At 43.7% G+C, this 18,853-nt stretch carries 14 protein-coding genes, 1 pseudogene and 1 riboswitch; of the genes and pseudogenes, 12 read left to right on the forward strand and 3 right to left on the reverse strand.

Features of this window, described 5'->3' with window-relative positions; all coding sequences use genetic code 11:
- Positions 1-142: 142 nt before the first annotated feature.
- A protein-coding gene (prfB, locus tag LJD61_RS03660; protein ID WP_255226152.1) for a peptide chain release factor 2 occupies positions 143-1,250 on the forward strand; the annotation gives its coding sequence in 2 pieces (ribosomal slippage) (positions 143-217 and positions 219-1,250; 1,107 coding nt in all).
- A gap of 313 nt (positions 1,251-1,563) precedes the next feature.
- Positions 1,564-3,543, forward strand: a complete 1,980-nt coding sequence (locus tag LJD61_RS03665) for a methyl-accepting chemotaxis protein (RefSeq protein WP_255226153.1) — start codon at positions 1,564-1,566, stop codon at positions 3,541-3,543.
- A 33-nt stretch (positions 3,544-3,576) separates the two neighbouring features.
- Here LJD61_RS03665 and thrB read toward each other — a convergent pair whose 3' ends face one another.
- The 3 genes from thrB to LJD61_RS03680 are packed head-to-tail and all read right to left on the reverse strand — an operon-like array spanning position 3,577 to position 5,940.
- Complete coding sequence (thrB, locus tag LJD61_RS03670; protein ID WP_255226154.1) at positions 3,577-4,431, reverse strand: homoserine kinase; 855 nt, start codon at positions 4,429-4,431, stop codon at positions 3,577-3,579.
- A gap of 12 nt (positions 4,432-4,443) precedes the next feature.
- Positions 4,444-5,487, reverse strand: coding sequence for a threonine synthase (gene thrC / locus LJD61_RS03675; RefSeq protein ID WP_255226155.1), 1,044 nt, complete (start codon positions 5,485-5,487; stop codon positions 4,444-4,446).
- 12 nt (positions 5,488-5,499) lie between these two features.
- Positions 5,500-5,940: an ACT domain-containing protein gene (locus LJD61_RS03680; protein ID WP_255226156.1), complete on the reverse strand. Its 441-nt coding sequence runs from the start codon at positions 5,938-5,940 to the stop codon at positions 5,500-5,502.
- A gap of 483 nt (positions 5,941-6,423) precedes the next feature.
- Here LJD61_RS03680 and LJD61_RS03685 point away from each other — a divergent pair, with 483 nt between their 5' ends.
- The 10 genes and pseudogenes from LJD61_RS03685 to LJD61_RS03730 form a co-directional block, all read left to right on the forward strand.
- Entirely contained in the window at positions 6,424-7,428 is a 1,005-nt protein-coding gene (locus tag LJD61_RS03685; RefSeq protein WP_255226157.1) for an asparaginase, read from the forward strand.
- 363 nt (positions 7,429-7,791) lie between these two features.
- A complete protein-coding gene (locus LJD61_RS03690; protein ID WP_255226158.1) occupies positions 7,792-9,936 on the forward strand; it encodes a Tex family protein in 2,145 nt (714 codons plus the stop codon).
- Between the two features lie 275 nt (positions 9,937-10,211).
- Positions 10,212-10,295: riboswitch (cyclic di-GMP riboswitch) on the forward strand.
- A 260-nt stretch (positions 10,296-10,555) separates the two neighbouring features.
- Positions 10,556-11,122, forward strand: a complete 567-nt coding sequence (locus LJD61_RS03695; RefSeq protein ID WP_255226159.1) for a signal peptidase I — start codon at positions 10,556-10,558, stop codon at positions 11,120-11,122.
- A gap of 339 nt (positions 11,123-11,461) precedes the next feature.
- Entirely contained in the window at positions 11,462-11,986 is a 525-nt protein-coding gene (locus tag LJD61_RS03700; protein WP_255226160.1) for a TasA family protein, read from the forward strand.
- 96 nt (positions 11,987-12,082) lie between these two features.
- On the forward strand, positions 12,083-13,144 hold the full coding sequence (locus LJD61_RS03705; RefSeq protein ID WP_255226161.1) for a TasA family protein: 1,062 nt from the start codon (positions 12,083-12,085) through the stop codon (positions 13,142-13,144).
- 93 nt (positions 13,145-13,237) lie between these two features.
- Positions 13,238-14,308, forward strand: coding sequence for a CalY family protein (locus tag LJD61_RS03710; protein WP_255226162.1), 1,071 nt, complete (start codon positions 13,238-13,240; stop codon positions 14,306-14,308).
- Between the two features lie 22 nt (positions 14,309-14,330).
- Positions 14,331-15,536: an S-layer homology domain-containing protein gene (locus LJD61_RS03715; protein ID WP_255226163.1), complete on the forward strand. Its 1,206-nt coding sequence runs from the start codon at positions 14,331-14,333 to the stop codon at positions 15,534-15,536.
- Positions 15,537-15,554: 18 nt separating this feature from the next.
- On the forward strand, positions 15,555-16,928 hold the full coding sequence (locus tag LJD61_RS03720; RefSeq protein ID WP_255226164.1) for a hypothetical protein: 1,374 nt from the start codon (positions 15,555-15,557) through the stop codon (positions 16,926-16,928).
- A gap of 153 nt (positions 16,929-17,081) precedes the next feature.
- Positions 17,082-18,239, forward strand: a complete 1,158-nt coding sequence (locus tag LJD61_RS03725) for an amidohydrolase (protein ID WP_255226165.1) — start codon at positions 17,082-17,084, stop codon at positions 18,237-18,239.
- Between the two features lie 259 nt (positions 18,240-18,498).
- A pseudogene (locus tag LJD61_RS03730) lies at positions 18,499-18,831 on the forward strand (reverse transcriptase domain-containing protein); the annotation flags it as partial.
- Between the last annotated feature and the right edge of the window lie 22 nt (positions 18,832-18,853).

An 18,853-nucleotide genomic window follows, 5' to 3' on the forward strand; every position in this document is an offset into this window, starting at 1 on the left:
GTCATTCTGAATGGAGCGTAAGCGGAGTGAAGAATCTATAGAAAGATTCTTCGCATACGCTCAGAATGACGGCTTACGCCATTTTTAACGATTAAAAAAGAAGACCCCAAAGGAATACCCCAAAGATAGAGGAGGAAAAACTATGATTGAACTTGAACAATACAGATTTGAGCTGCCGGATTTGGAGGCGGCAATCCATGATATAGAGGTGTCACTTTGACCCGGAAAGGCTGAAGGAGCAGCTCGAAGAAACTCACAGCAAGATGGAGCAGCAGGACTTTTGGAATGACTCCGACAATGCTGCCAAAGTGCTGCAGGAATCAAAGAGGCTCAAAGAAAAAATAGAAAGAATAGAAGAACTAAAAAAAGCTTTTGAAGACTTGAAGGTTCTCATGGAGCTCTGCGAGGAAGAGGAAGACGGCTCATTGCTGGGTGAAATAGAGGAAGAGCTTGAGGGCCTGAAGAAGAATATAGAGCAGTTTACCATGGAGACACTTCTCACAGGAGAGTTTGACGGAAATAGTGCCATACTTACCATTCATGCCGGGGCCGGAGGAACTGAAGCCCAGGATTGGGCTGAAATGCTCCTCAGAATGTTTACAAGATGGGCAGAGGGCAAGGGATACAGCATCACAGTCCTTGATATGCTGAAGGATACTGAAGCAGGCATTAAGAGCGCTACTCTTTTGATAGAAGGAGAAAATGCTTATGGATACCTGAAATCAGAAAAGGGAGTACATCGCCTGGTGAGGATATCGCCCTTTGATACGGCCGGAAAGCGTCATACATCCTTTGCATCTGTAGATATAATGCCTGAGCTGGATGACAGCGTGGAGATCGATATAAATCCTGAGGATCTGAGGGTTGACACCTACAGATCAGGAGGTGCCGGAGGCCAGCATGTAAACAAAACCGAGTCGGCGGTGAGGATCACTCATATACCTACAGGAGTTGTTGTTCAATGCCAGAATGAGAGGTCTCAGCACAGCAACAGGGAAATGGCTATGAAAATGCTCTATGCCAAGCTCCTTGAAATAAAGGAGCAGGAGCAGAAGGACAGGATAGAGGACATCAAGGGAGAATATAGGGAGATAGCCTGGGGAAGCCAGATACGCTCATATGTTTTTCACCCTTACAGCATGGTAAAGGATCATAGGACCGGCGAAGAGACAGGAAATGTGTATGCCGTTATGGACGGAGATATAGACAACTTTATTAATGCATATCTGAAATGGAAGAGACAGGCTTAGGCCTGTCTTTTTAGCATTTATGACATCCTATCTGCAGAAATCTAGGACAAAAGTCACAAAATGTATATGAGAGTGTTTTTGTGTTGAAAACGATGTTTTTTTGCAAAAACTTTGGTAAAATATAATTATTAGCAATTGTTGTTTTATTCTGTTAATTAACTCTAATTTTATCCGATGGTTAGCCTCCGCTGATTTATCACTGAACTAACCTGCGCTAGGCCTTCGGATAAACAGTCTCTAAGGTTCAGCCGGAGCTGCAAGCTTCATCCGGACTGATAGCATTCTTATTATTAAAGACAGGGGGAAGGAATCTTTGAAAATTTTTACTTTAAAGTTCAGGATCTCTCTTGTGGTTATTATTTTTACTATTGCACCCCTCTTCGTACAACTTTCTTTAAGCTTGAAATCATCTACTGAAAACATGACAGCAAGCATACAAGCTCTCAATGAATCGGTAAATAAGAGCTACTTGGAGAAGTTTGACAATTACATTACCCAGACAGCAAAGATTATAGAGATCATACCGCAATCTGCGGATCTATTATCTCTTGACCCAATTGGCAAGGAACGGGCAATACGAAAGCTGGCTGCCTCCGATCAAAGTATAAAGCAGGCCACCTTAGCTGATGAAAATGGCAATATTCTCTTCTCCACAGACACATCCTTAAACGGAAGCGACGCAAGCCAAGAGGTTTGGTTTACAGAAGCTTTCGGAGGCAAACGCTACATTTCAAATTCGTTTTTCGACAAAAGGACAAAACTTCCGGTGTTTATCATAGCTGTTCCTGTATTGGACCAGAGCCAAAAGCCTGCCGGAGTAATGAGCGCACATATCGGCTTTGACTACATACAAGGCATTTGCCAAAAGATACAAACAGGTGAGACAGGCTATACATACATAGTTGACAGAAATGGCGCAATATTGGCCCATCCCCAATACAAGGAAAAGGTACTTAACGGCTATAATGCGGTAACCAGCATGATACAAGGCGCCACGAAGGTCATAAAAGGAGAAAGCGGTACCGGGCAGTACGAGAACAGTGAAGGCGAGAAAGTAATGGGTACATATGATATCATACCATCGACGGGATGGGGAGTGATCAGCGAGATAGAGCTTTGGGAAGTTTTACAGCCGGTAGAAAAGGAGAAAAACAGATACGCAATTATCGCAATCATATCATTTATTATTGCTGCCGCAGCAAGCTACTGGTTGGCCTTGATTATAACAAAGCCACTTTTGGCAATGACTAAAGTAGCCGAGGAATACCAGAATGGAATTCTTTCAAAGCGTATAACCGTCAAATCCAATGATGAAATCGGCAAGCTTCAAGGCTCTCTTAATGCTATGGCGGATTCCCTGGCGGGAATCCTCAAGGAAGTAAATAAAGCGGTAGAAGAAGTAACTTCTTTTTCCCAGGGCTTGAGTGAAAATGCCAATATCAGCGCCGCTTCGATTCAGGAGATCTCCGCCATCGTTGATCATGTGGCAGACGGGGCATCTTCACAGATCGGCTCGCTGGGTGAGACCACAAACATTGCTAATGAAGTATCTTCTTCTGTTGAAAGGGTGTCCGGGGATTCTAAGGAAGTCGCTGATTATGCCAGAAAAGCAGCACAGAAAGCTCAAGAAGGAACCGATAACATTAAAGCGGTCAATGAGAGCATGGAGATAATAAAGACTAATGTAGAAAATTCAGCTGCTTTGGTGGAGAAGCTTGGAGTAAAATCCTCAGAGGTTACAGGCATAGTAAATATCATCAGGGATATTGCGGACAGAACCAATATGCTTGCTCTAAACGCCGCCATCGAAGCTGCCAGAGCAGGCGAAGCAGGGAGAGGCTTTGCGGTTGTGGCTGATGAAGTGAGGAAGCTGGCAGATCAGACGAAGGAAGCCTCCATGGATATAGAGACGGTTATAAGTGAAATACAGAAGGAGACTCAGAATACTGTGGATGCTATGAATAAAGGATTAAATGATGTGGATCACAGTGCAGAAGCCATAAGAAAAACTTATGGTGACTTTGATAGCATAATTTCCATGATTCAATCCGTTTCGGAAAAAATTGTTGCCGTATCCGACTCGATCTACCATCTCAAGGATGACATGGACAGAATAATAGGGTCATTGGATAATGTCAGCCAGATATCTGCTTCTACCTCTGAGGGGACTCAGAACATTTTGGCGGGCACCGAAGAGCAAGCCTCGGCTTTGCAGCAGATAAACGAATCCGCATCCAAGCTGAACGAGATGGCAGAGAGCCTTCAAAAGAATGTTGGAAGGTTTAAACTATAGGTTAAATTATAGGGAACGCATACAATGCGTTCCCTACACTATTTCCACCCCTGTATTAGATGCAGCGGCCACATTCAATGTCCAATTGCCTGCCATGCCTTTCAAATGCTTTTTCATGGCAGACTCAAAGCCCATATCATCCGCCGGTAAAACTGCAATGATGGTGGGGCCGGCGCCGCTCAGGAATGCTGCCAGGGCGCCCAGCGAATGAGCCCTGCCTGTTATTTCATCAAAGCCCGCTACTAAGCTCTTCCTATAGGGCTGATGCATGGCATCCTTGCAGGCATATTTAAGCAGCTCTCCGTCCCCTGTGATCATAGCAGCAGTTAAGAGGGATGATCTGCTGATATTGAATACTCCGTCACCAAAGGCTATTTCCTTCGGAAGCACTCCCCTGGACTGGGAGGTGGGGAGGGTAAATTCGGGATACATTACCGCATACCTAAAGCCTTCATAGGCCTCCTTGCGGAAATAAACTACCCTATCTTCGTCTTGAGAAGACACAGTGAAGCCGCCTAAAAAGGCAGGTACAATATTATCGGGATGGCCTTCTATTTCAGTGCCCATCTTTATCAGCTCATCTATGGACAAATTTGCAGCGGACAGGGCATTGCCGGCTGTACAGCCGGCGGCAATGCAAGCGGCGCTGCTTCCCAAGCCTCTGCAAATGGGTATATTGATCTCCTGTTCTATATGTATGAAAGGCATGGCTTTTCCCACAGAATCAAATACTTTTTTGGCAGACATATATATCAGATTATTCTTATCTTCAAAATCCATATCCGATTCAGTAAACCTGACCCTGTTCTCTATATCCAGGGCCAGTCCCAGGCAGTCAAAGCCGGGCCCCAGATTTGCCGTTGTGGCTTTTACAGCAATTTCTATCATGATCACACCGCCTCAGGACAGGATTTTCATCAAATCATCAATATTTGCGGATATCTTTTTGATATCGATTTCACGGTTCATGGCGGTATCAGGATCCTTGAGGCCATTCCCCGTCAGTATGCAAACAACGGTTTTGCCGGAGAGATCATGAGTTTTGACATACTTCATTAAACCTGCAAGGCTTGCACAGGAAGCAGGCTCAGCGAATATGCCTTCACGAGCAGACAAAAGTCTGTATGCTTCCAGGATCTCCTCATCGGTTACTTTGTCTATGGCTCCTTGAGACTCTATGAGAGCAGCATTGGCTTTATCCCAGGAAGCAGGATTTCCTATCCTTATCGCAGTAGCGATGGTTTCAGGGTTTTCAATGACTCTTCCTTCAACTATAGGTGCAGCTCCTGCGGCCTGCACGCCCATCATCCTGGGAAGATGGCCTATCACATTATTTTCTCTATATTCCTTGTAGCCCTTCCAATAGGCAGAGATGTTTCCGGCATTTCCTACAGGCATGAATTGATAGTCAGGAGCTTTTCTCAGATCATCACAGATTTCAAAAGCTCCGGTTTTTTGCCCTTCGAGCCTATAGGGATTTATAGAATTTACTATGGTCACGGGGAATCTCTCGGCAGCCTCCTTTACCAGAGTGAGAGCTTGATCGAAATTGCCTTTTACCTGAATTATATCTGCTCCGTATACTATAGCCTGCGCCAGTTTACCCATGGCTACCTTGCCCTCCGGTATAAGCACGATGCACTTTATTCCGGCTCTTGCCGCATAGGCAGCTGCCGAAGCTGAGGTGTTGCCGGTGGAGGCGCATATAACGGTTTTGGAGCCTTTACTGACGGCTTTGGTGATCGCAGCGGTCATACCCCTGTCCTTGAAGGAACCCGTAGGGTTGACCCCCTCATATTTGAAATAGAGATCACAATTTCCTACCGCGTCACTTAAATTCCTTGAGTGAATAAAGGGCGTATTTCCCTCATTAAGCGTAATTATATCCTCACAATAAATATCCTTTAAATAATCCTTGTATCTTTCTATTAAGCCCTTATACAATCTGTATGCCTCCTATTCCATGGCGATTATTTCAATCTTATTGCAGCCTTTTTTCTCAGAAAGTTTTTTTACCAATTGATCCGGAGTGACATCCATTGCTTTAGTGTCCACCGTAATGGTCAGCGATGCCACATCCATAACAGGTATGTTTTGATTTATAGTTAGTATATTTCCTTTTAGAGAAGCTATGACATTTATAATATCAGAAAGGACCCCAGGCTCATGCCTCAGCAGCATGAAAAGGTTTACTATCCTGCCTCTCTCCTGAGTAGTGTAATCAAACACCGTATCCTTGTATTTATAAAAAGTGCTGCGGCTCAGAGCTACCATTTCACAGGCCTGCTGTATGGTGACGGCATCTCCCCTTTTCAGCAGTCTTTTTGCATTTATTACCTTCTCAAAAACATCCGGCAGCACATTGGATTGAACTATGAGCATTCTATCCCCAGTCATTTTTACATCTCCCTTCTGTACGCTTCATAAACACACTTGTCTATCGCATGAACATATATTAGCACAAATACGGAGGGTTGGCAAGAAAGAACTCAGGACTCAGAGCTCAGATCTCAGAAACTAGGGTATTCCTCATGGGTCTTTTTTAAGAACACGGATTTACACGGCAATTGATGTATTTATAACCACTGAAAGACGCTGGCTGTGTGCAGCCTGTCATTGTTATGAAAGACCGGCTTTCTTGTCATCCTGAGGGCTGCGCCCGAAGGATCTAATTTGAGATTCTTCGAGCTGTGCTCTCAGAATGACCAGATATGTTTTCGTTTATCGTGGTGCGGATAACGCGTAGTAATTCTGTGTAAAAATACCGTGTTAACCCGTGTTTCCCGTTAGCTAAGATCCCGGAGCAATACCTTATCATTGAAAAATCTTGAAAAGAAATGTATATTGTAAATGGATTATTTTTGTCAGGAGAGATGATATATGTCTGAAATACTGGTAAATGTCACCAGAGATCCTATAGTGGAGAATATCCACAGGGGTGATATCGTTGTTGTAAACGGAGAGGGCAAGACCGTTGCATATCTGGGAGATCCGGACAAGTTTACCTGCATGCGCTCTGCCGCCAAGCCTTTTCAAGCCTGTGCGGTGCAAGAGAGCGGTGCCATTGACTATTTCGGTCTGACGGAGAGAGAACTGGCGGTGATGTGCGGTTCTCATTATGCAGAGGATTTCCATGTCATGGCAGTGCTTTCCATACTATTTAAAATAGGGTTGGATGAACGCTATCTGAAATGCGGCCTATCCTATTCTTTGAGTGAAAAGGTTACTATGGAGTATGTTAAAAAAGGCGTTGAAAAGAAAAGTGTATTTCACAGCTGCTCCGGCAAGCATGCGGGTATGCTTGCTATTGCAATGAAGGAGGACTTTGATGCTCATACCTATCTGAGCCCTGAGAATCCGGTGCAGCAGAGGATATTGGAGCTGATAGCCGATTTTGCCGATATAGACAAGGAAGACATAAAAATAGCTATTGACGGCTGCGGCGCTCCTGTTCATGCGATGCCTATAAGCAGCATGGCAAAGGCCTATATGAAGCTGGCCAACCCTTCTCATATTGAAGAAAAGCATGCTGCGGCCGCAAGAAAAATAGTTATGGCCATGACCGGCTATCCTGAAATGATTGCAGGCACAAGAGGCTTTGACAGCGAGCTTATGAGAGTCACCCGAGGCAGGATGGCAGCCAAGGTCGGATCGGATGGCGTATATTGTGTAGGTGCTGTTAGAAAGGATATTGGCATAGCCGTAAAAATAGAAGATGGCAATATGCGGGTATTATCCTCAGTGGTCATGGAGACCTTAAAGCAGCTTGAATTGATAAGTGATGAAGAATTGGCAGAACTCAAGCATTTCCATATCAGAGATATAAAAAACAGCCAGGGAGATAAAATAGGAGAGATAAGGCCAACTTTTAGGTTGATAGGTTAATAGGAAAATAGGCAGATAGGCAGATGGGCAAATAGGAAGAGACGGAGAACACGGATTAACACGGAATTTTGGACTGAAGGACACGGCAGGGAAAGGTTAATGATTAGTGATGAGTATCTTGAATTATATGCGAAGCACATTCATATATACTAAGCTTAATTGTCCCTTTTGTACTAATCCGTTCTCCTCAGAGCCCAGAGTCCAACCCTAACTCCTGAGCTCTGAGCTCTGAACCCTAAGTTCTAAAACCCGTATTCCCCGCCACCTATGACCCATAAGGAATACCCAAATGCTAGAGGCTAGCAGCCAGAAGCCAGTGGCCGCCCCCAAATAAATACCCCATAGAGAGAGGAGCGATTTTTTATGAATATAGTAAACACCCTTAGCCGCGAATTAAATATCAAGCCATGGCAGATAGAGAATACCATACAGCTTATAGATGCAGGCAATACCATACCTTTCATTGCGAGATACAGGAAGGAACAAACAGGAGAACTATCGGATACACAATTAAGAGAATTGGGTGAAAGGCTGGAATACCTTAGAAATCTGGAGAACAGAAAGGCTGAAGTCATAAGGCTCATAGACGAGCAGGGCAAGCTCACAGATGAACTGAAAGCAAAGATAGAAGATGCAAAGGTGCTTCAGGAGGTGGATGATTTATACAGGCCCTATAGGCCCAAAAAGAGGACCAGGGCTTCCATTGCGAAGGAAAAGGGGCTGGAGCCTTTGGCTCAACTATTATGGGAGCAGAAAAAATCCGACGGGAGCCTGGAGGAGATTGCATCCCAATACATAAATCAAGAGCTTGGAGTAGAAACATGGGAAGATGCTTTAAAAGGAGCCCTGGATATAATTGCTGAGGATATCTCGGACAATGCAGATTACAGGAAGTTTATAAGAGAATTGACCTTTAATCTCGGCACCATAAGCACCAAGGGCTTGACGGAGGAAAAGTCCGAATACCAGATGTATTATGATTTTGCAGAGCCTATAAAGAAAATACCGTCTCATAGAGTATTGGCCATAAACAGAGGAGAAAAGGAGAAGATGCTTTCAGTCAAGATCGATGCACCTAAGGACAGGATAATATCCAAGCTGGAGGCAAGCATAATAATGGAAAGATCCCCCTATGGAACGATACTTAGCGATACGGTGCTGGATTCCTATGACAGGCTCATTGCTCCTTCTATAGAAAGGGAAATAAGAAATGAGCTCACAGAAAAAGCTGAGGAGCAAGCAATAAAGGTATTTGGGACCAATTTAAAAAATTTACTGCTTCAGCCTCCCATAAAGGGAAAGAATGTCATGGGCTTTGACCCTGCCTATAGGACCGGCTGCAAGATAGCCGTACTGGACGATACAGGCAAGCTTTTGGATACCACAACGGTTTATGCCACACCTCCGCAGAACAAAGTGGAGGAAGCCAAAGAGGAATTGAAAAAACTTATCAAAAAGCATAATGTAGAAATAATCTCCCTGGGAAATGGTACGGCTTCAAGAGAATCTGAAAAAATATGCGCAGAGATCATAAAGGAAACGGATAAGTCCTTGCACTATATTGTGGTCAATGAAGCAGGAGCTTCCGTGTACTCTGCATCTGAACTGGCGGCAAAGGAATATCCGGATGTAAATGTTTCTTTGAGGGGTGCCATATCTATAGGAAGAAGACTCCAGGATCCTTTGGCGGAGCTGGTCAAAATAGATCCGAAATCCATAGGAGTAGGCCAATATCAGCATGACGTGTCTCAGAAGAATTTATCAGGAGCCTTAAACGCTGTGGTGGAGGACTGCGTGAACTCTGTGGGGGTGGATCTGAATACTGCCACTCCGTCTCTTCTGCAATATGTATCCGGCGTTAACTCTGCAGTGGCAAAAAACTTGGTGGCCTATAGGGAAGAAGTCGGCAAGTTCAAGAGCCGAAAGGAGCTTTTGAAGGTGAAAAAGCTTGGAGAGAAGGCTTTCGAACAATGTGCAGGCTTCCTGAGGATACCCGAATCCCAAAACATACTGGATAATACGGCGGTGCATCCAGAATCCTATGAAGCCGCTACAATACTGCTTGAAAAGCTGGGCTGCGATAAAAGCGAGCCCAAATCACTGGCAGAAGCTCTGCAGCAGGTCAACGGCCTTAGTGTTGAAAAGCTGTCGGAGGAGATAGGTATAGGAGTGCCTACATTGAGGGATATAATAAAGGAGCTGCAAAAGCCGGGCAGAGATCCGAGAGATGAGATGCCCAAGCCCATTTTTCATACCGATGTGCTGGAAATGAAGGACCTGAAGCCGGACATGATACTTACAGGGACCGTGAGGAACGTAATAGATTTTGGCGCATTTGTGGATATAGGTGTCCATCAGGACGGATTGGTTCATATATCGGAGCTGGCAGATAAATTTGTTAGGCGTCCCATGGAAGTTGTACAGGTTGGGGACATTGTAAAGGTCAAGGTGCTGGAGGTGGATCTGGAAAGAAGCCGGATCAGCCTCAGCATGAAGGGCTTGAACTGATCCGGCCCCCCGCCCTGAGCGGCAGCGAAGGAATGGAAAAAAACAATCCGACAAAATAATATTAAAACCTCTCCTAAAGGATTGTAACAACCCAAAGAACATCATTTGCTGGCTATATCTTTAATTAATCATATAGAAAAAAAAGGTATAAGCGGAAGAAAAAGCAAAGAATCAATAAAACATTGTTTTCAAAAAAATATAAAACGACAACTGAATATAACAAAATTTGCCTTCCTGCCTGTAGTAATATAGTCCTGTGGAAAATAAGTCTTTTATACTATATGGGAGGCAATGAGATACACTTCCTAAATGGGCACCTGGAGTGTATTTAGCCAATGGTGCAACCGACCCATCTACTTACAAGTAGGTGGGTTTTTCTATGTGTGCCAGGCATGGCTTTAAAATAATTATTTTTCTCCTTCTATGGTGATTATTATTTATTCGAAGCGAATGCATAAAATATTTCCATAGAATAAAATCCTAAGGAATAAAAAATATGGAAAAGTCAATACTATAGCTGCAAATATAGTAAAAAATTCCTATGGACATAGGAATAAAACCTTATTCATGTCTATATATTTAATTAAAAAAATCAGAGGGATATGGGGGGAAGGAACAATTGATAAAAAAATATATCAAGATATTTTTTGATGTGATCTGTGCAGCCCTGGTTTTGTGCCTTGCACTTTTTATTTTTTCTTCTTTCAAAGCGAAATCAGATCCAAAGCATGTTCCCGGCATCGGAAGCTTAAAATTTATGTATGTTCTCACAGGCAGCATGAGCCCTGCTATTAAGCCGGGAGACATGATAATAACAAAGACTGTAAAGATGGAGGAACTGGATAAAGGAGATATCATAACCTTTAGAGCCTCCGGAAACACATTGGTGACTCACAGGATAACAGATAAAAATCCGGACGGAAGCTTTGTCACCAAAGGAGATGCCAATAACGTAGCGGATTTAGACCTTAAGGCCAATAGCGAGAACATTGTAGGCAAATATGTTTTCAAGATACCCAAAGGGGGATATGTGACCAAATTTATCCAAACTCCCATTGGCATGGTACTTTTTATATTGATACCCGTAGGGGTGCTGGCCGGAGGAGAGATAAAGAATTTCCTAAAAGAGATGGATGAAGAAGAAAAGAGGAAAAAAGAAGAAAAAGCTGAGGATATAAGGGGCTAGCCCTTTATCACTGAACTAACCCGCTCTATACCCACAGGGCACAGGCGACCCCCGCCTCTATAGGCGGCGGGCACCCCAGGGTGCCTTCTCTTGCCCAGAGGGGCAATTCACCTTATGCCAAGAGCGGCTAAGTCCAGTATGGACTCGACTAACATTCAGTGGGGGTTGAATCCCCCTCTGAATGAAGTCTCGTTCAACATATATGCCCGTTAAGGATATGAAAAATACATGGGAAAGGAGCAATTAGGGGAGCAATGAATTTTTTCATTGAAGATGTAGGATGACAGGGCTCAGGTTTCGGTATCAAAAAATTAATTTAAAAATTGGGAGGAAGAAAAAATGAAAAAGAAAGCGATAATCAGTTTGGTATTGGTGGCAATGCTAGCCTTTGGTATAGGGGCAGGATCCTTTGCGTGGTTTACAAGCCAGGCAACGAGTGCAGATAATGTGTTTGAAGCAGGAACATTAAAGATTGGAGTCCCAAATGAAGGCGAGAATACTGCTTTTATTACCGCTTCTAATTGGGCACCAAATGATTCAATAACGCAAGATTTAGTAGTAAAAAATATTGGCTCATTAGCATATAAGTATAAAGTCAGTGCATCAAAAACTGCGGGTGATGATTTATTCTACAATGTACTTGATGTAGTAATAACAAAAGGCGGAACCGAAATATATAACGGCAAGTTGAGCGGATTGACAGACAAAGTAGTTTCAACTGATGTAGCAAGCGGTGTAGATGAAACTTTAACCTTCAAAGTTGCATTCCCATCTACAGCAGGTAATGCTTATCAAGGATTGGGCGCTACAATAAAATTCGTATTTGATGCTACTCAGACCACAAATCCAGGCTGGGCTGAATAATATAGCCAGCCTCTATAAAATAATACTGGCCTGCAGCGCTGATTTCGCTGCAGGCTAGTTGGTAGGGCAATAATAAAGATGTGAGGAGAAGTGTGTATGAAGAAAAAATATATAGCAATGATGCTGGTTGTAGCTCTTGCATTCAGCATGATAGGCGTAGGCACCATGGCGTGGTTTACAAGCACGGCAACCAGTGCAAATAATACGTTTGTAGCAGGAACTTTGACATTGGGCGGCATCATAGACGGTGAAGATGTTGCAAACCGATTTGCCACATTAAACCTGAGCAATATAAAACCGGGAGAACCGAGGGATTTAGGAACTACAGAGCTGAAAAATGTAGGCAGTTTGTCTTTTAAACTATATCGCATAACTGCGTCAAACTTTACAGGGGACTTGAATTTTACAGATACCCTCGGCAGAAAGATGGATGATGTATTAAATTTAATTGTAACAATTGGCGGAGAACGAGTATATGAAGGAAAATTCAGTCAGCTTGTATGGGAAAATGGCGGTTTCTTTGATCCCATTGTCGATGTTCCGGTAGGGGATGTAAGAACAATGCAGCTTTCAGTGCTTATGGACGAATCGGCAGGCAACGACTTCCAAGGCAAAAACTTTAAATGTGATTTGACTGTTTATGCAACACAGAATGAAGTACCGGAAAACGGTGAGCCTATAGGGACAGAAGTTTACTTAGGCAGAACCAGCGGAGCCGGCACAACAATTCCATGGGATCCGGCATTTAGCGTTGTAGGCAAGAATGACAATACTTATGTCAACTTTGATTGGGATTGGGAACCCAATGATGATGTAGGTTCAGGTATATTTAGAGCAGGATTTGAACATTATCAAATCGATATCAAGCATGAGAAGGGGAGCCCGGACAATACTATTGACGCAGAACAGACAATCATCATTATTCCAGTTGACAGAGAGATAGATGTAACAGGAGATGGCCCATTAACAGAAAGTGATATAGTTGTTGACTGGTCTGGAGATGTAGTAAAGATTAAAAAAGCAAAACTTCTCAATGCCGGTTGGGATGGGTTTGAAGTCAGACTATCAGGAATACAACTGGTTGATGGCACAGTAAGGACTATTTTAGCAGATGGTTCCGAATATCAATACTGGTCTTTGCTTCCTACTGCAAATTGATCAATTCCTATCCGCAGCCGGCATCATCGCCGGCTGCGGATAAATACTAATAAGCGTTTAGCCCAAGGAGGTAGATAAAAGAGAGGTGTTTTCATGAAGAAAAGATTGATCTATATAATTCTTATACTATCTATAATGATGTACACATTAGGCCGCGGCTCCATATCATGGTTTATGAGCACTGCTGCCAGCGAAGCCAATGCCTTTACCGCAGGCACCCTTGATATAGCTATAGCAGAGGGGGAGAGCGGCTCAGGGCAGATCGACCTTGGAGGACTGGCGCCTGATAAGGTATTGGAGCAAAGGACAAAGATAGTAAATAAGGGGACATTGCCCTGCGAATTATATGGTATAAGATTTTCCCAGGACAGTATTGCCGGCCTGGCGGGCTTGTCGGATGCTTTGAGTTTTCATATCTATTTTACCCATGGCAAAGATAAAGATATAACTGCTTTGGACATTCCTGTATTTTACAATTATGTAGATACTATAAAAGAAGACCTCATAATTTTTTACCCAATAACAGTTGAATCAGAAGATGAAATAACCATGGTATTCAGGGCTGAACTGGATCTGATGCAGATAGAAGAAAGACATCGCGAGGCAGAAGATAGCCTGCTGGAATTTGAGATATTGGCATCTCAATTGGGTACTCCTCTTAGGGAGCTATCGGAGCGCTATGTGCTTTTAGAAGGTGATAAAGTTGTGCAGGAGGCGCTGAATGGCCTGGATGACGCAGATGTGCTTGTAGTAGAGGAAGGAGAATACCAATGCGACAGACTGATTTTAGATAATAAAGAGAATATATCAATAGTCGGTATTGGAGAGGGAGATGCACCGGAATTCAAGCATACAGAGGATAGCAATAACAGCAAGAAGAGCAATCCGGATCAATATTTCTTAAGTATTGAAAATTGCAGCGGCGTTATCATGAGAAATATATCCCTGGGCTATTATAAGGATAATAAAGCATTATCAGGTGAGGCTTCAGCAAATGGAGCAAAGCCTAAAAAACCTCTTTATATTGATGGTGATTATAATCAGGTTAATACCTATTTTTGCGGAGAATTTGAAGGAAAGGTTAATCAAGGACATATAGAGGTTATAGGGCGCAATAACATAATATTTATTGACGATAACCGATACAATCCACCTCAATCATAGATGAGAGAGAAGGTGATCAATTTTGTGGCGTAAGAGGACCTATTTATTCTTATTAGTATTTATATTCACATTTTGCTCATCGGGATTTGCTTCTGTCTCGGCAGATGAAGGAAATATAATAAATATTGACCTGACATCCGGCGGAAGCAGATCGGGAGCCCTATTTGGAGGCGGCATGCCGTTGGCTCCCGGCGTATCTCAAAACGGCATCATGAGGATAAACAATCAAACAGGGCAGACTGTAACTGTGAGAAGCTTAGCCTTGTCACAAAACGAGATAAGGGGAAAAGACGGAGCCATCATTGCGGATAAAGAAAACGAATCCTATAAGGCTTTTGTAAATAATATTGAATTTGATATAAAGGTCAAATTCGGTGGATTGATACCTTATAGCAAAACCGTTACACTGGGACAGTGGATGGAGACGGCGTTAGAATTGGGCGTGGGCAGTACAAAGATTAAAAACGGCCAATCAGTGGATATCGACTTTACGGTGAAGATGCTGGGCGGGGCGGGAAATGCAGCCCAGGGGGTATCAGCCAAAGCTGATATTACGGCAGTATTGGCCGGAGATAAGGATGATGAAGATCCCGTAAAGCCTCCAAAAGACAAAGACGACGACGATGACGGCGGTGGCAGGGCAGCAGCGGCAGTAAAGGAGCCTGAAAAGCCAAAGCATATTCATATTTTTAACGATATAGACGGTCACTGGGCTGAGGATTATATTCATAAATTAGGCTGTGACTTAGGGTATGTAAACGGCTATGGAGACGGGACCTTCAGACCGGATAGAAATATTGCGAGGGCTGAGGCAGCAAAGATCATTGTCAATGTGAAAAAGCTGAAGCCGGAGGAGGGCAAGACCGGGTATAAGGATAGATTGTTCTTTGCGAATTGGGCAAAGCCTTATATCTATACGGCTACTAAACATGGTATAGCAAAGGGCTATCCTGACGGGCAATTCAAGCCCAAGAAAGAGATCACCCGAGACGAGGCTGTGGCTATGATAATAAGGGCTTTTTATGATGATAAAGAAGAACCTGCAAGCATCCTCTCAGGGGTTTTTAACGATGAGAAGACCTTTCCGATGTGGAGCAAAGGATACCTGACCAAGGCATACAAGGAAGGCATAATCAACGGTTATCCTGACGGAAGCTTCAAACCGCTTGGTAAAATAACGAGGGCTGAATTTGTATCCATTATCGTAAGATATTTAGATAAAGAGTAATACGGGGAGGGAGATTGTATGAAGGTAAGCAAAAAAGCTGTAAATATTCTTGGAGTTGCTTTGGTATATACTGTGACATCTTCCTTTGTAGCATTGATGCCGCAAGATTTGATAGCTACAAAATCATATTTCAATGCAAGCGGACATGTGAATGCTGCAATAAACACTTTAAAATCAGATAAGATTATTTATGTGGATGCAGAAAGCTTCGACGCAAAGAAATGGATACAAACCGGTGCTACAAATATATATATCATTAATGCAAGGGATGATGGGAAGCCAATTGTAGTATATTTTGAAATAATAGGCAATCTCAGAGATTTGGTAGGCGGAATAAGCCCTATAAAAGTATATCCCGGAGATGAAGGTGAAGAGCTTGTGATGCCCATAAGGGATATCAGCATGTTTGAGCTTAGGGATAATACTTTTTACGGCACTATTAAGGTAAGAGCATTCAATGATTATATAAATGATTTTGAAATAGAGATTCCAGAGGTAGAGGGCAATGATATTCTATCTATGAGGAGGGGCCAATGGCCTTACGGCGGCGGTGATGCCTCCATCATGAGCATGCGGACAGATGGTGCGATGGCTATTGATATTTTGGTCAAGTATAACATCAATACCTATGAGGATATGGCTAAGTTCATTAATGACTTTGAGATATTAGAGGAAAAGTTTAATGATCTGCAAAAGTCATACGATGCTTTGCTTGCAGAGAAAGAAGAATTGATCAAGAAAAAGGAAGAGCTTATGAGAAACAATGAGGCTCTATCCCATGATAAGGAACAGCTTCTTGGAGAAATTGACAGGATCGAAAATGAAAAGGATCAGCTGGCCCAGGATTATGAGTCATTGAGTAAAGATGTGGAGAGGCTTAGAAACCATACCTGTCCGAGCCCGTCAACGGGAGGTTCCCCGATACCGGCCCAGCCGCCGGCGCCTGCAGAACCAATACCGACGGACCCTGTACCGACAGACCCTGTACCGACAGACCCTGTACCTACGGATCCTGTCCCCGGTGACCCGACACCTGAAGAGCCCACACCTACCGATCCTGCGCCTACCGAGCCTGCTCCAGGTGACCCGGAACCGGCTGAGCCGCCGACGCCTTCAGAGCCAGCACCTGCCGATCCAGCTCCCGGCGATCCGGCACCGGCTGAGCCGGAGCCCGCAGACCCGGACAATGAAGATGATGACGGTGGTTCACAACCGGGCAATGCAGATATAATAGATAACGGAAGCAAGGATGATGATGATGCGGGCGAAGTGATGCCGGAGGATGACGGAAACGATAATGTACCGCCCGGCGATAGCGGAGCGCAAGCAGGTGAGGATAATGTATCAAGTGCAATAAAGGATATGGCGGATAAGCTGAAAAACTATATATGATAATGTTATTTATAATCACTCCGGACGGAGTGATTATATTTGTTTTATCCTACAGAAAGCCACCATTAAATAGCTTTTCTTACACATTTCATTATTATATAATGAGGTATAGGGGCTGGGGCCTCAAAACGAAATAAATGAGGTGATATTGCTATGATACTTATAAAAAACGGCAAAATACTTACAATGGCCGGCAAGGATTATGAAATGGGAAGCGTGCTTATAGATAACGGCAAGATAATAGCTGTCGGCAAATCTGTAGAAGCACCGGAAGATGCCCTGGTAATGGATGCAGAAGGCAAGATAGTAATGCCCGGTATGATAGATGCTCACTGCCATTTGGGCATGTGGGAGGATTCAATAGGCTTTGAGGGGGCAGACGGCAACGAGATGACAGACCCTGTCACACCCCAGCTTAGAGCCATAGATGGTATAAACCCAATGGACAGAACCTTTGAGGAAGCGCGGGAAGGCGGCATAACCACGGTATGCACCGGTCCGGGCAGCGCCAATGTAATAGGCGGTACATTTGCAATCATTAAGACCTATGGTAAAAGAATCGATGATATGATAGTCAAAGAACCTGCGGCAATGAAGGTTGCCTTTGGTGAAAATCCTAAGAGGGTTTATTCTGAAAGGAAGCAATCCCCCTCAACCAGGATGGCTACCGCAGCCATATTGAGAGAACAGCTTATGAAAGCGAAGGCCTACAAGGAAAAGCTGGAAAAGGCCAAGGAGGATACGGATAAGAAGCCGGAGCCGGATGTAAAGATGGAGGCATTGCAGAAGGTCATCAATAAGGAGATACCTTTGAAGGCTCATGCCCACAGAGCAGATGACATATTCACAGCCATAAGGATTGCAAAGGAGTTTGATGTGGATATAACATTGGATCATTGCACGGAAGGCCATCTCATAGCTGATGAACTGGCCAGGGAGGGGAAATATGTGATAAGCGGGCCTCACCTGACGGAGAGGTCAAAGCACGAGCTAAAGAACAAAAGCTTTGAATCCCCTGTAGCGCTTTGGAAGGCAGGGGTCAAGTTCTGCATAATGACGGATCATCCTGTTATACCGATTCAGCATTTGCCTATCTGCGCCGGTTTTGTTGCCAAAGAAGGCCTGGATGAAATGGAAGCTTTGAAAGCCATCACAATCTATCCTGCCGAGATACTTGGCATAGCTGACAGGGTGGGCAGCATCGAAGTTGGGAAGGATGCGGATATCGCTATATTTGATGGGCATCCCTTCAATGCAACCGCCAAAACGGAAGCAGTGCTGATAGACGGACAAGTTGTTTATCGAAGATGATATATAAGCTGTTAGGTCATCGCAAGACTTGGCTTTGCGATGACCTTTTCTTTGTGCGCCCAGCATGGGCGCAATCTAACGGGTGAAAGTTCCGAGTGCGGGTTAATAGTGCCAAGCACATAGCCAAGAGCAAGGGTGCCCATTGTGAAGTGGAATCTGAAGGAAGCTTAAGGCAAAATTCTGGTCTGACGAACAGAAACTACATCAGGCATATATATGCTGGGTAAGATTGCAAAACAAATTAAAGCCCAAAACTATAGTGAGTGAACTTTTACAATATCTCAAAGATAATGGAGAGCAACTTAAGCAATCAATCTTGGACGGTAAATACCGTCCTAATCCGGTCAGAAGGGTGGAAATACCAAAAGAAGACGGAAAGCAGAAAAGGAAATTGGGAATTCCTACAGTAGTAGACAGGGTTATACAGCAGGCAATAGCACAAGTTCTTACGCAGATTTACGAGAAACAATTTTCTGACAATAGTTTTGGGTTCAGACCAAAGCGAAGCGCTCACGATGCCATCAAAAGAAGCCAAGAAAATATTGAACAGGGATATAAATATGCTGTTGATATGGACTTGGAAAAGTATTTTGGTGCGCCAGGATAAGCTGGGT

The sequence above is a fragment of the Lutispora saccharofermentans genome (assembly GCF_024363565.1).
In the GTDB taxonomy this organism is placed as follows: domain Bacteria; phylum Bacillota; class Clostridia; order Lutisporales; family Lutisporaceae; genus Lutispora; species Lutispora saccharofermentans.